This is a genomic window from Goodfellowiella coeruleoviolacea (assembly GCF_024171785.1).
Taxonomy (GTDB): Bacteria; Actinomycetota; Actinomycetes; order Mycobacteriales; family Pseudonocardiaceae; genus Goodfellowiella; species Goodfellowiella coeruleoviolacea.
On sequence record NZ_JAMTCK010000002.1, the window covers coordinates 26,859 to 40,277 of the forward strand.

At 72.7% G+C, this 13,419-nt stretch carries 9 protein-coding genes; 5 read left to right on the top strand and 4 right to left on the bottom strand.

The window, feature by feature from the left end; all coding sequences use genetic code 11:
* Position 1 precedes the first annotated feature (1 nt).
* Positions 2–1,627 carry a GMC oxidoreductase gene (locus LX83_RS03810; protein ID WP_253767079.1) on the bottom strand — a complete coding sequence of 542 codons (1,626 nt, stop codon included), beginning with the start codon at positions 1,625–1,627 and terminating at the stop codon, positions 2–4.
* Between the two features lie 469 nt (positions 1,628–2,096).
* Here LX83_RS03810 and LX83_RS03815 point away from each other — a divergent pair, with 469 nt between their 5' ends.
* Positions 2,097–3,956 carry an AfsR/SARP family transcriptional regulator gene (locus LX83_RS03815; RefSeq protein WP_253767081.1) on the top strand — a complete coding sequence of 620 codons (1,860 nt, stop codon included), beginning with the start codon at positions 2,097–2,099 and terminating at the stop codon, positions 3,954–3,956.
* A gap of 375 nt (positions 3,957–4,331) precedes the next feature.
* Positions 4,332–5,660 carry an XRE family transcriptional regulator gene (locus LX83_RS03820; protein ID WP_253767083.1) on the top strand — a complete coding sequence of 443 codons (1,329 nt, stop codon included), beginning with the start codon at positions 4,332–4,334 and terminating at the stop codon, positions 5,658–5,660.
* Positions 5,661–5,688: 28 nt separating this feature from the next.
* Here LX83_RS03820 and LX83_RS03825 read toward each other — a convergent pair whose 3' ends face one another.
* Entirely contained in the window at positions 5,689–6,183 is a 495-nt protein-coding gene (locus LX83_RS03825) for a MarR family winged helix-turn-helix transcriptional regulator (RefSeq protein ID WP_253767085.1), read from the bottom strand.
* A 200-nt stretch (positions 6,184–6,383) separates the two neighbouring features.
* Between LX83_RS03825 and LX83_RS03830 the strand changes: the two genes are divergently transcribed.
* Both LX83_RS03830 and LX83_RS03835 read left to right on the top strand, forming a co-directional pair.
* The gene (locus tag LX83_RS03830) at positions 6,384–7,253 is read left to right on the top strand and encodes an NAD(P)-dependent oxidoreductase (protein ID WP_253767087.1); all 870 of its coding nucleotides are present in this window, start codon (positions 6,384–6,386) and stop codon (positions 7,251–7,253) included.
* Between the two features lie 87 nt (positions 7,254–7,340).
* Positions 7,341–10,916 (top strand): TM0106 family RecB-like putative nuclease, encoded by a 3,576-nt coding sequence (locus LX83_RS03835; RefSeq protein WP_253767089.1) that lies wholly within the window; start codon positions 7,341–7,343, stop codon positions 10,914–10,916.
* Here LX83_RS03835 and LX83_RS03840 read toward each other — a convergent pair.
* On the bottom strand, positions 10,898–11,341 hold the full coding sequence (locus LX83_RS03840; protein WP_253767091.1) for a hypothetical protein: 444 nt from the start codon (positions 11,339–11,341) through the stop codon (positions 10,898–10,900). The two genes, LX83_RS03835 and LX83_RS03840, sit on opposite strands and share 19 nt — an antisense overlap.
* Positions 11,342–11,397: 56 nt before the next feature.
* Positions 11,398–12,045, bottom strand: a complete 648-nt coding sequence (locus LX83_RS03845) for a hypothetical protein (protein ID WP_253767093.1) — start codon at positions 12,043–12,045, stop codon at positions 11,398–11,400.
* A 431-nt stretch (positions 12,046–12,476) separates the two neighbouring features.
* On the opposite strand from LX83_RS03845, the gene LX83_RS03850 reads away from it, so the two are divergent.
* The gene (locus LX83_RS03850; RefSeq protein ID WP_253767095.1) at positions 12,477–13,412 is read left to right on the top strand and encodes a tyrosine-type recombinase/integrase; all 936 of its coding nucleotides are present in this window, start codon (positions 12,477–12,479) and stop codon (positions 13,410–13,412) included.
* Positions 13,413–13,419: the final 7 nt, after the last annotated feature.

Sequence of the window (13,419 nt, forward strand, 5' to 3'; positions counted from 1 at the left end):
CTCAGGCGCGGACGTCCTCGGCGACGATCCGCGCCAGGTTGCGCTCGGCCAGCGCGGTGATGGTGACGAACGGGTTCACCCCGATCGAGCCGGGGATCAGCGCGCCGTCGGTGACGTAGAGGTTGCGGTACCCGGTGACCCGACCGTAGCCGTCCGTGGGCCTGCCCAGCGGACAGCCGCCGAGCGGGTGGTAGCAGAAGTCGTCGGCGAAGGCCGCGGTGCTGCCGAACAGGTCGTACCGGTAGATGGTGGAGTTGGCCTTGTTGATCCGGTCGAACAGGGCCTTGGTCGCGGTCACCGCCGGGGTGTTCTGGTCCCTGCGCCAGCGCAGTCCCAGCCGGTCGCCGGCCGCGTCGTAGTAGAACGTGCCGCGCTCCGGATTCCTGGTGATCGCCAGGTACAGGCTCGCCCAGGTCTCGATGCCGGCGGGAACCGGGGCGATCTCGGCGAACACCGGGTGGTCGGGGTCGGCCCAGTTGTCGATGGCCAGCGCGGGGATGGCGGACTGGTTGGCGCCGGTGGGGTCCCAGATGTGGTTGGCCCTGCCGGTCATCACGTTGCCGTTGGGCCCCCACTCGGTGCCGATCGAGTCGCTGAGGTCGGGCAGCGCGCCGGTGTCCCTGGCCCGCAGCAGCAGCTCCGTCGAGCCGAGGCTGCCGGCCCCCAGGAACAGGTACCGGCAGGAGAGCTGCTTGCGGGCGACGACCGCGCCCGTGGTGTCGATCTGGTGCACCGACAGCAGGTAGGTGCCGTCGGACTGGCGGTTGATCGCGGCGACCCGGTGCAGCGTCTGGACGGTCACCCGGCCGGTGCCGATCGCCGCGGCCAGGTAGGTCTTGTCCAGGCTCCGCTTGCCCGCGTTGTTGCCGTAGATGACCTCACCGCCCAGCGCGGACTTGCGCGCCGTCCCGGCCGCCTCGGCGCGCATGTACTCGAAGTCGTAGACGTTGGGCACGGAGGCGGTGCCGAACCCGGCCGCCGCCGCGGCCTTCCGGGAGACCCGCGCGTACTGGTAGTACTCGGTGCTCTCGAAGAAGTCCGGCGCGATGCTGTTGACCCCGAGCATCCGGTTGGCCAGCGGGAAGTACGTCCGGTACATCTCGGCCGCGTCCACCTGCGGCAGGACCTCGGCGAAGTAGGAGCGCGTCGGGGTCACCGCCATGCCGCCGTTGACCAGTGAACCACCGCCAACACCGCGGCCCACGTACACCGACATCTCGGCGAAGTGCACCCGGTCCAGCACGCCAGGGTAGGACTCGATGTCCCGGTTGATCACGTCCAGCCACAGGAACGTGCCCAGTGGCGCCTCGGTGCGGGTCTTGAACCAGGTGGAGCGCCGGTCCGGGTTGAGCATGGTGCAGAAGACGTTGCCGTCCTCGGCCGGCTGGTTCCACAGCTGGCCCATCTCCAGCATCAGGGTGGGCACGCCCGCCTCGGCCAGGCGCAGCGCGGCCACGGCGGCGCCGTACCCGGTGCCCACCACGACCGCCGGGACGAACTCGGCCTGGTCGGCCGAGGGCGCGGCGGTGGCTCCGGGGGCGGTGACCGAGGTGAGCCCGGCGGCAGCGGCGGCGCTGAACGCGGTGACGCCCAGGAACTGGCGGCGGGACAGGCGCGGTGTGATCATGTTTTTCAACCTAGGGCAGTTTCCGACGGGCGTCTCTGGGCGAATTGTTAGGTCCCGCCCGCTCCGGCCACCGGACCGCGCGCCCGGGCGGGTGAACCAGCGCGGGGCGATCGCGGCGGTCCCGTTCGTGTTTCGACTCGATTCGTTTTCCGGGCGACTGCTTGACAGGTCGGAGCGGTTTTCCGATAATTCGATCGCACGAAACATGCAGACGATCGAAATGTCATCCCGCGTCGTTCTTTCTGCCCAGGAGTGTGCCCGGGGTCGTCCGTGTGCGGGCGTTCGGCCTTGTCAGCAGTGGGTTTTGGTGGCTTTCGGCTCGCTGTCGCGGTTCCGCACTGGCTTCGGTGGAATGACGCCGATGGGGGGTAAATGTGAAATCCGATGGCGTTGACCGCTGTTCTGCCGCGGTCGACTCACCAGGTGGGCGGCTGCTGGAAATCCGCCGGGGTGCGGGGCGGCCGTGGTGATGCGGATCAATCTGCTCGGCTCGTTCGAGGTGTTGTGGAACGGCCAGCTGGTCACGCCGTCCGCGCCCAAACTGCGCCGGGTGCTGGCCCTGCTGGCCATCAACGCGAACAAGGTGGTGCGCACCGACCAGCTCGTCGAGGAGCTGTGGGACGGCCGGCCCCCGCTCAGCGCGAACACCACCCTGCAGACCTACGTCTACCAGCTGCGCAAACTCCACCACCTGGCCGCGGCCGGCACGGATCGGGCGCCCGCGCTGCGCACCTCGGCCAACGGGTACCTGCTGAGCCTGCCGGACAACGCGTTGGACACCGCGGAGTTCACCAGGCTGGCCGAGGCCGGGCGCGCCGAACTGGACCTGGGTGATCTGGCCTCGGCCGCCGCCACCTTCCGGTCCGCGCTGAACCTCTGGCGCGGCGCGATGTTCGCCGACGTCGGGGTCGGTCCGGTGTTGCAGACCGCGGCGGTGTGGTTCGAGGAGCTGCGCAAGAGCGTGCTGGAGCAGCGCGTCGACGTGGACATCCGGCTCGGCCGGCACCACGAACTCGTCGGGGAGCTGGCCGGGGTGGTCGCCGAGCACCCCACGCACGAGGGTTTCCAGGGCAAGCTCATGCTCTCCCTCTACCGGTGCGGCCGCCGCTCCGAGGCGCTGCGGGCCTACCAGCGGGCCAGGGGGGTGCTCGCCGACGAGCTGGGGCTGGAGCCCGCGCCAGAACTCCAGCGGCTGCACCAGGCGCTGCTCGCCGCGGACACCTCGTTGGACGCACCGGCGGACAGCGGGGGGCTGGCGCGGCCGAACGGCCCGGCGGTGTGCCCCAGCCAGCTACCGCCGGACATGCCGCACTTCGTCGGACGTGGTGACCAGCTTCGGACGGCCAACGACGTGATCTGCCCGCGGAACCGGGATGTGCCACCGGTTGCCGTGGTGGTGGGCGCGCCCGGTTCGGGCAAGTCCGCGTTCTGCGTGCACCTGGCGCACCGCGTCCGGTCCCGCTATCCCGACGGGCAGTTCTACGCCGAACTGGTGGCGGCGGACGGCACACCCGCCGAGCCCGGCGCGGTGCTCGCCGGTTTCCTGCGCGCCATCGGGGTGTCCGGCACCCGCATGCCCGACTCGGTGGCCGAGCGCGCCCGGGTGTTCCGCAGCTGGACCGCGGACCGGCGGGTGCTGGTCGTGCTGGACGACGCGGTCAGCACCAGCCAGCTCGTCCCGCTGCTGCCGACCGGAACCGACTGCGCCACCCTGGTGGCCGCCCGGCGCAGGCTGGCCCACCCGACGATCACGGCCACCGTGGCGCTGCGGCCGTTCTCCGGCGGCGAGGGGACGCGGTTGCTGACCGAGGTGCTCGGCGCGCCGCGGGTCCGCGCGGACCAGGACGCCGCGGACGAACTGGTCGAGCTGTGCGACGGGCTGCCGCTGGCCCTGCGCGCCGCGGTCAGCGAACTGGAACTGCGGCCGCACTGGCCGATCAGCCACCAGGTGGGCCGGATGCGCGGACGGGGCGCGCACCCGCCGCCGGAGCTGCGCGCCAGCCTGTGGCGCTCCTACCGGGTGCTGTCGGCACCGGCGCAGGCGGCCTTCCGGCTGGTCGCGGCGCTGGACCGGCCGGTGTCGGCGCTGCTGGCCGCGACCGCGCTGGGCACTGACGAGCTGGCCGCGGAGTCGCTGCTGGAGGACCTGGCGCAGTGCCACCTGGTGGAGGTGGACGCCCCGGCCGACAGCGGCGACCCCGGCGGATTCCGCTACCGGGTGCTGCGGCCGGTGCGCGGTGCGGCCCGGCTGATCACCGGCGGGGAGGAACGTCCCCCGGTCAGGGTGGCCGGCGAGATCCGCGTCGCCCACGCGGCCGGCGCCGGCTGACCGGACCGTCCCAGCAGGACTGTCCGGATCGGACAGTGGAGGCTGGACCGCGGAACTGGACAGCGGAACTGGACAGCGGGACGGAGGGTGAGCGGCGGGGCCAGGTGCGGGGAATCCACCTGGCCCCGCCGGGGACCGGCCGCGACTGGTCGGGGAGTCAGCCGCGGCCGGTCCATCGGGGGATGGGATCGTGGGGGCTGGCGCGTTGCCGCCGTTGCTGCCGTTGCTGAACTCTGCCCGATCAAGGCGCCGAGGGTGGCGTGGAAACGGGGATGTCAGGGGGAGGATTTTAGGCAGATCGGGGGATGCCTACCCGGTTTCGGGTTGATCGAGTGCCTGCCAGACTCCTCGGTAGTCACCAGGCAGGAGGCGACAGTGCGCGGATGGGAAGCCAACCATCAGCTGCGGTCAGCCCGGGAGCGGACCGAATCCCCCTACGCCACGGGCCAGCCGCTGTCCCGGCAGGAGCTGGCCGACCTGGTCAACACCTGGTTGTGGGAGAACAAGGGCCGGGTCTCCGAGCTGGACGCGAACTACATCGGCAAGCTGGAACAGGGCCGGATCCGCTGGCCGCAGGACCCGGACCGGCGCGCCGCGTTCCGCGCTGTGTTGCGGGTGCGTACCGATACCGAACTCGGCTTTCGTCGACCCCGACGGCTCCCGGCTACCCTGGATGACGTGGACCGGAAGCAGTTCTTGTACTTGGCGCTGGGAGCCGGCGCGGGAGCAGCCGCCGGCCGGTTCCACAGCACCGTGCTCGGGCCGTCGGACACGCCCGCCCCGCCGGTGACCGTCGGCGCCGTGGAAGTGGACCAGGTCAACGCGTTGGCGCGCCAGTTCGCCGCCTGGGACCACGCGCACGGCGGGGGACTGGTCTGGCAGGCGGTGAGCGCCCAGCTGAGCTGGTCCGCGAGTCTGCTGAGCGCGCGGTGCCCGGCCCGACTGCGGCCGGCGTTGTTCGCGGCCGTCGGCTACTTCGGCAACGTCGCCGGTTTCATGGCCTTTGACGCCTACCAGCACGACCGGGCGCGGCGCATCTTCCGGTTCTCCCTGTCCTGCGCCGAGGAGGCCGCTGACTGGCACCTGCGCGCGAAGATCCTCTCGGACATGGCGCGCCAGGAGATGTGGTGCGGTGACCCGGACACCGCACTGACGCACGTGGAGCAGGCCGGGATCCGCGCCGACCGGCTCACCTCGATCGAACTCGGCAAGCTGGCCTCGATCCGGGCGCGTGCCCTGGCCGGCCTGCGGCGGGCGGACCCGGCCAGGCGGGCCATCGCCGAATCCGACGAGGCCTTCAACGGCGCGCCGGCCAGCGACGGTGAGCCCTGGCTGGCGTACTACCGGGGGCTCACCCGCACCGACGACAGCGCACTGGCCCTGGCCGACCTGTCCATCCGCGGTCTCACCGCCACCGCGCCGGCGGTGGACCGGCTGACCGCGGCCATCGACCGGCAGCCGGCCGGCCGGACCAGGTCCACCGCGCGCTGCCGAACCAAACTGGCCACCGTGCTGATGCGGGAGGACCCGCGCCAGGCGGCCGAGATCGGCATGCTGGCGGTCCGCGGCGCCGGCCGGTTGCGGTCCGCGCGCTCCGCCGACGATCTGCGGGAGCTGAGCCGGGTGGCCGGTCCGCACGCGGCTGTGCCCGAGATCGCCGAACTGCGGCAGCGGATCAGGCTGGTGCTCACCGGCGGCGACTAGGCGTCCGCCGCTGGCCGCCGGCCACCTGTCAGTCCGAAGTGGACAGAGGTGTGCCGGCGCCGGCGTAGTCGGTGGCGGTGTCCCTGGTGATCTCGCCCAGGTGCCGGGTGAAGTCCAGGAGCAGCGCCAGTTGCTGGTCGTCGTAGCGCTCCAGGTGCTCGCGCAGGGCCGCGGCCAGTGGTGCGTACGCGTGCCGCACACTGGCCTCGTGCCGGCCGGTGGAGAGCACGAACACCCGTCGGCGGTTGTTCTGGTCGCGCCTGCGCTGCACGAAACCCGCGCGCTCCAACCGGTCCAGCACCGCCGTCACCGCCGAGGCGCTCAGCCCGACGAGGCCGGCGAGCCGGCCCGCGGTCAGCTCGTGCTCCCGGCGCGCCAGTTCCAGGCACTTCAGGTCGGTGGGGTTGAGGCCGAACCGGGCGGCGATCTCCTGGTGCAGCAGCAGGCCCCAGGTCGCGTTGTCGCGCACTGCCTGCTGCAGAGCGGTGACGAGGTCGCTGCGGTCCACCTGGTCACTCGACATCGGCATGCTCCGCGGACACTTCGTCAGTTGAGAGTTACGAAATCTCGAATAGTTTAACAGGAAAGCGCCCGTGTTTCCCGGCGTCGATGGGAAAGTTCCGCCGCCGAACGGGGAAACAGCGGCACCTGGCCGCCCCGGGTGGACCGACTGATCGAGCGCGGCTGGAGCCCGGGTCGAGCACCGCGGTCAACAGTGGCGGCGTGAAATCCACGAGGCTGGCATTCATCGGGCTCGGCAACATGGGCAGCGCCATGGCGCACCGCCTGGTGGCCACGGGCTATCCCGTCACCGTGCACAACCGCACCGCGGCCAAGGCGGCGCCGGTGGTCGCGGCCGGCGCGCGGCCGGCCGACTCCGCCCGGCAGGCGGTGCGCGACGCCGAGGTGGTGCTGGTCAGCCTGAGCGACGAGGCCGCGGTGGAGCAGGTGGTGTTCGACCAGGTGCTGGCGGATCTGCGGCCGGGCGCGCTGGTCGTGGACACCTCCACGGTCTCGCCCGAGTACGCGGTGGCCGCCGCGACCCGGCTGGAACAGGCCGGCGCCCGCCGGGTCGAGGCGTGTGTGGTGGGCAACCCGAGGCACGCCAGGGCGGGCGAACTCCGGGTGTTCACCGCCGGGGACGAACGCGACGTGGTCGCGGTGCGCCCGATCCTGGAGGTGCTCGGCACCGACGTGGTGTACCTGGGACCACCCGGTCGGGCCGCCACCCTCAAGCTCGTGTTCAACCTGGTGCTGGGCGCCCAACTGGTGGCGCTGGCCGAGGCGGTCGGGGTGGGCGCCGCCGCCGGCCTCGACCCCGACCTGGTGCTGTCCGCCATCGTGCACAGCGGGTTCAGCTCCCGGGTCATGGGATTCCGCGCCGAGTTGATGCGCCAGCACCGCTACGAACCCGCGTTCTTCCGCTCCGGCCTGATGGCGAAGGACCTGGGGCTGGGCCTGGCCGCCGCCGGCGCGCGGCAGGACGAGTTCCCGGTGTTGCGCGGCGTGCTGGAGCGGTACCGCGCCGTGGTGGACGCGGGCGACGGCGACAAGGACGCCGCCGTGGTGCTGGAGCACGTCCAGCCGCACTGACCCGTCGGCCCCCCGCGGCGTCGGTGGACCGCACACCGGTTGTCACAATGGCCCCGGTGTCCGGCGGTCCACCGGCGTGGAGGGTGTGTGTTCGTTACCGACGAAGGTCTGGTCAGCTCGACGGCTGATCTGGTCGACCTGGTGGAGTGCGAGCACCGCGCGCTGCTCAACCACGCCAGCGCCCACGGCGTGCCGGGCGTGCCCGGGGGAGAACCCGCCGAGCAGGCCGCGGCGCCGGCCGCCACCTCGTCCACTGTGGATCAGCTGCGCGCGGTGTTCGGTGCCGGCGTGGTGACCGTGGCCCGGCCCGGCGCGCACCCGGCCGCGTTGCGGGTGGCCGCCGAGCACACCCGCGCCGCCCTCGCCGCCGGTGCGGCGGTGATCTGCCAGCCCGTGTTCTTCGACGGCGAGTTCCACGCCACCGCCGACTTCCTGGTGTCCACCTCGGTCGATCCGCACACCGGCCGGCCCAGGCGGTCCACCGGGCACACCGCGGTCGGCTACGAGCCGCTCACCGTCAGCCCCGTCCACCGGGTGCGGCCGGCCGAGGTGCTCGGGCTCACCGCGGTCACCGACGCGCTGCTGCGGTCCGGCCACCGGGCCGGTCCGGCCGTGCACCTGCTGGTGGGCGACGCGGCGGCCGGCCAGCAGAACAGCAGCGCACCGCACTCCCTGCCGGCCGCCGACTTCCTGCCCCTGGTGCGGCACCTGCGGTCCCGGCTGCGCCAGCGGCTGGCCGCCCGCCCCACCGCCCCGCCAACGCCGTCCTGGGGCGAGGAGCGCCCGGCCTGCGCCGCGTGCCGGTTCGCGGCGCACTGCGCCAGCGGCCGGGAAGCGGCCCGTGACCTGTCCCTGGTCGCCGGCATCCGGGCCGACCAGCGGCGCAAGCTGGTGGCGGCCGGACTGAGCACGATTGACGCGCTGGCCGGTGCCACCGCGGCGGACCGCCCGGCCACGCTGTCCGCGACGACCTTCACCGCCCTGCGCGACCAGGCCGCCATCCAGGTGCTCCAGGACGGCACCAGAACCGAGGCGGACCCCACCGGCAAGGTCAGTTACGAGATCATCGACCCGGACGTGCTCGCCGGCCTGCCCGCGCCCAGCGCCGGGGACGTGTTCATCGCGCTGGAGGACGATCCGGACGCGCTGGACGGCGCCGGCCTGGTGCACCTGTTCGGCGCCGTCACCGGCGAGCGACCCAGCGCGCTGTGGGCGCACGGCCGGGGCCAGGAGCGGGCCGCGTTCCAGGAGTTCGTGGACCTGCTGACGGCCGGCGTGGCCGCCGATCCGGCCGCGCACGTCTACCACTACACCGCCCACCCGGTGAACACGCTCAAGCGCCTGGCCGCGCTGCACGGCACCCGGGAGGAGGCAGTGGACGACCTGCTGCGCGCGGGCGTGCTGGTCGACCTGTCCTCGGTGGTGCGCAAGGCACTGCGGATCTCGCAGCGCTCGTACTCGCTGCGCCACCTCGAACCGCTGTACCGGCCCGCACTCCGGCGTGGACCGGCGCCCGGCCCCGAGGCGTACCAGGAACACCTCGCCGCCCGCCGCGCCGGGGACGACTCGCGCGCCGACGCGGTGCTGGCCGGCATCCAGCGCGACAACCGCGACGACTGCCTGTCCCTGCACCGGCTGGTCGGGTTCCTGCACGAGATCAGGGACGAGGCCGGCATCCCCCCGCTGCCGCCGCCGCAGAAGTCCGATGTGGACGCTCTCATCGAGGAGGCCGCCGCCGAGCAGGAGGCGCAACGGCGCGCCGAACGCGCCGCCCGGGTGGCGGCCCTGGTCGAGCCGCTGCTGGCCGGGCTGCCCGAGGACCCGGCCGAGGCGAGCGACGACGAGCGGGCCAGGGCGCTGCTGGCCGCCGCCGTGGGCTACCACCGCAGGGAGACCAACCCGGCGTGGTGGGAGTTCTTCCGCCGCGTCGCCGCCCCACTGTCCGATGTGGAGGATGACAGCAACTGCGTTGTCCCGCTGGCGGTGCGGGTGGGGGAGTGGACACCGCCCGTCGGCCGGGTCCGCACGGCCAAGCGCGAGGTCACCGTGGTCTGCGACCCGGACCGCCCGCACCCGTTCACCACCGGCGACCAGGTCCGGCTGCTCTACCCCGGAAGTCCACGGTGGACCCGTGATGCCCGGGTGCGCGCCGAGACCGGCGCGGAACTCGTCCTGGAGGAGAGCGCGCCCGCCGGCGACGTCGACGCCGCTGCCGCGGGCGGGCTGCCCGTGGCCGTGCTGCCCGGCGGTCCGGTCCGGCCCGCCCCCAAGGACGAGGCCGTGGCCGAGCTGGCGCGCACCGTGGTCGAGGCACTGCCCGACCTGCCCGCCCACCCCGGCGTCGACCTGCTGCGCCGGCTGCCACCCCGGCTGCGGCACCAGCGGCCCCTGCCCCGGCCGGCCGCCGACGGCGAGGACCTGGTGGCCACGGTGATCAGCGCGGTGGACGCGCTGGACGGGTCCACCCTGGCCGTGCAGGGACCGCCCGGAGCGGGCAAGACCTACCTGGCCGCCAGGCTGATCACGCACCTGGTCGCCAGCGGCAGGACCGTCGGCGTGACCTCCACCAGCCACAAGGCCGTGGAGAACGTGCTGACCGCGGCCCTGGCCGCGGCCAGGCAGCAGGGGATGAGCCTGCCCTGCGCGAAACGCCCCAAGGGCCGGCCGGAACCGGACCGCGGGTGGGAGCAGCCCAGGGACAACCCGGCCCTGGCCCGGTGGCGCGCCGAGCACGAACTCGGCCACGTGGTCGGTGGAACCGCGTGGACCTTCGCCAACGCCGCGCTGCGCGCCAACCCCGTGGACGTGCTGGTCATCGACGAGGCCGGCCAGTTCGCCCTGGCCGACGCGCTCGCCGTGGCCACCTGCGCCCGCAACCTGGTGCTGCTCGGCGACCCCCAACAGCTGCCGCAGGTGGTGCAGGGCACCCACCCGGCCGGGGCGGACGCCTCCGCCCTGGGCCACCTGCTCGGCGAGGCCGAGGTGATCCCGCCGCACCTCGGCTACTTCCTGGACCGGTCCCGGCGCATGCACCCCGAGGTGTGCGCGCCGATCTCCCGGCTGTCCTACGCGGGACTGCTGCACGCCCACGCCAGTGCGGCCCGGCGCGGGGTGGCCGGGCTGCCGGCCGGGCTCTACGTCAGCGAGGTCGACCACCACCACAACACCACGTCCTCGGTGGAGGAGGCGGCGGCCGTGGTGGCGATCGCGCGCTCGCTGATCGGTCGCGAGTGGACCGACGGCACCGACCGGCGCGCCCTGACCGAGGCGGACGTCCTCGTGGTCGCCCCGTACAACCTGCAGGTGCGGGTGGTGGCCCGGGAGCTGGCCAAGGCCGGCTTCCCCGACGTGCGGGTGGGCACGGTGGACCGGTTCCAGGGGCAGGAAGCCCCGGTGGTGGTGGCCACGATGACCTCGTCGGCAACCGCGGACCTGCCCCGCGGTCTGGACTTCCTGCTGTCCCGCAACCGGCTCAACGTGGCACTGTCCCGGGCCCAGGCCGTGGCCGTCCTGGTCTGCTCGCCCCGGCTGGCCGACGCGGACATCCGGGGCATCGACCAGATGCGACTGGTGTCCGGTCTGCTCGGTCTGCTCGACGACGCCAAGCCCTGGCCACTGCCCACCGCGCCCCAGCACCCGCAACCTCAGGAACCACTTGGCTGAACCTGCGTGGGCCGGCGCCGCCACCAGCCCCAGACCGTGATCCGGTTCAGCGCTTTGCGTCGCCGGGCACACGCCCCGCACTCCGGAATCCGGGCGCGCCGGGTGAGCACCGCGATCGCGTCGCCGAGCCCGAGCACCCGGAAACGCGCGTGCGGCCGGCCCAGGCCCGGCACCTGTGCGGCGAGGTCCGACCAGCTCACCGGAAGTCCGGGCACGGGCTGAACCGTCGCCAGGTCCACATCGGACAACTTCCGCACGTCGGGCCGGGCGAGCAGCCGCCGGACGGCGCGCCGGTCCGCGAGTCCCACGTACGCCCTGTTGTCCCCGTGCACCACCACCGCGTTGCCCACGTCGTACTTGATCGCCGTGGAGGCGCGCCCCGCACTCGGCGGCGTGACCGGAACCTCCAACCAGTGGACAGCCATCAGATGTCTCCCTCACCTCGCTGGTCGCTGACCGGCTGACCCGCCGGGCGGATCGGTCAGCCGTTGCAGCAGCCGGCAACGAACTTGCACCAGAAGCTGCAGTCGCAGGTGGCACAGGCGGCGCACTTGACGATGCAGCCGCCGCACCGCCCCGCCAGGCAACCGAGGAAGACCGCCCAGTTCACCTTGGGACAGGTGAGCGCGGCGTTGAGACAGGTGGTTCCGCAGTTCTCCCGGCTGAGACAGGTGGTGAGCCGGTTCCACCAGCCGTCGCGCAGCACCACCTTTCCTTCGGCGGTCGGCTCCGGCGTGAATTCCTCGACCTGGTCGAGTTGACCGCCGGTGGTGGTTCTGAGCGCGAACACCTCCCCCAGGGTCTCCCCGGCGGGTTGCCCCTTGATGATGGTCGCGCAGAGGGCCAACTGGGTCGAACCATTGGTGAGCGACTGGACGATGAATGCGGAATTGACGTTTTCCACTTCCGAACTGCCGACGGGTACCGCGCTGCTCAGCGTGGACTGCGAGCGCAGCCCGAACGGCCTGCTCTCCGCGGCTTCGATGCTGGTGCCGAGCAGGACCGGTACCGCGGCGCGCAGGTGGGTCAGTTGTGGGAAATCTTTGGTCAGTCCGGCGAATTCCGCTGCCGCTTGTTGCTCCGGAACGATCTCCATCGTCTCGGACTTCACGTAAGGGATGTTCGACATTGTTTTCTCCTCGGTTCGGGGGTGGGCGGCCCAGCCCCATTGGTTGATCCGGGTGTGCCCGGCCGGTCTGATCGGGTGTTGGTGCCAACCGGTTGGCGCCGCCGGCACGCGCTTTGTGGTACTGGCTGTCGCCCCAGCGTGCCCCGGCTTTTTTCGGTGCGCACCCCGGCCCGTCGGGATTGCTTGTGCGGTGCTGGCAAAACTGACCGGTGAGCGCTGTGGAAACCTGTTCCGATCACCGCCGACAAGGGATGAATGCGCTGCTCAACAGGATGTGGATCGATGTCGGGGAACATCGATGTGCGCGTTCCGCAGATAACCGTTGATTACCTGCGATAACGCGTGGGTTCGAGCTGCGCCGGCCTCTTTCGGCGAGCGCGCTGACTCAATCCGCCTAATCTTTAGCTGAAATAGCAGTGAGGAGGACCAGCGTGAACAGCGCCCACCACCTCGCCATCGTGCCCGCGGGGCCGCACCTCGCCGACGCGGTCGATGCCTTCCTCGCCCAGGTCCGCAACACCAACACCGCCCGGTCCTACGGCGTCGCGCTGCGCGCCCTGGTCGCCGAACTCGGCTCGACCACCCCACTGGCCGTGTTGGCCGAGGAGCCAACCGCGGAGCGGATCGCCGGCTGGTTCGTCCGCCGCTGGGGTGGTGCCGCCAATGCCACGGCCAACGCCCGCCTCGACGCGCTGCGCTCGGCCGTGGCGTGGTGGCAGGCCCAGTGCTGGCTCGCCGGAAACCCGCTGCACCGCATCCACCGCCGGCCGCGGACCCAGCGGCGGCGGCCCCGCGTCCTGGACAGATCCGAGATCGAGAGCCTGCTGACCCGACCACACCTGCCGCTGCGGGAGCGGGTGCTCTGGCGGATGCTCTACGAGACCGCCGCCCGCGTCGACGAGGTCCTGGGGCTGGACGTACCAGAGCTGGACCTGCGCAACCGGCAGGCCCTGGTGCGCGGCAGGGACGGGGCCACGCACGTCATCGGGTGGCAGACGGCCACCGCGCGGCTGCTGCCCGGCCTGTTGGCCGGTCGGCGGGCCGGGCCGGTGTTCCTGACCGACCGGCGGGCCCGGGTCAGCCTGCCCAGCGCCGACCTGGACCTGCGCACCGGGCGGGCCCGGCTGTCCTACCGGCGGGCCGCCGAGTGCTTCGAACAGGCCACCCGTCGACTGCCCGGGGGACCGTGGACCCTCTGCCAGCTGCGGCACTCGGCGCTGACCCACGCGGCCGAGGACAGCGCGGCCACCGCCGCCCTGCTCACCTGCTCCGGCCACGTCTCGGTCGCCTCGCTGGCCCGCCGCACCCGGGGCTTCGCCGAGGTGCGGGCGCGCTGGCCGGGGCGCGGCGGGACGGGTGGGTGGTGATCCGGTG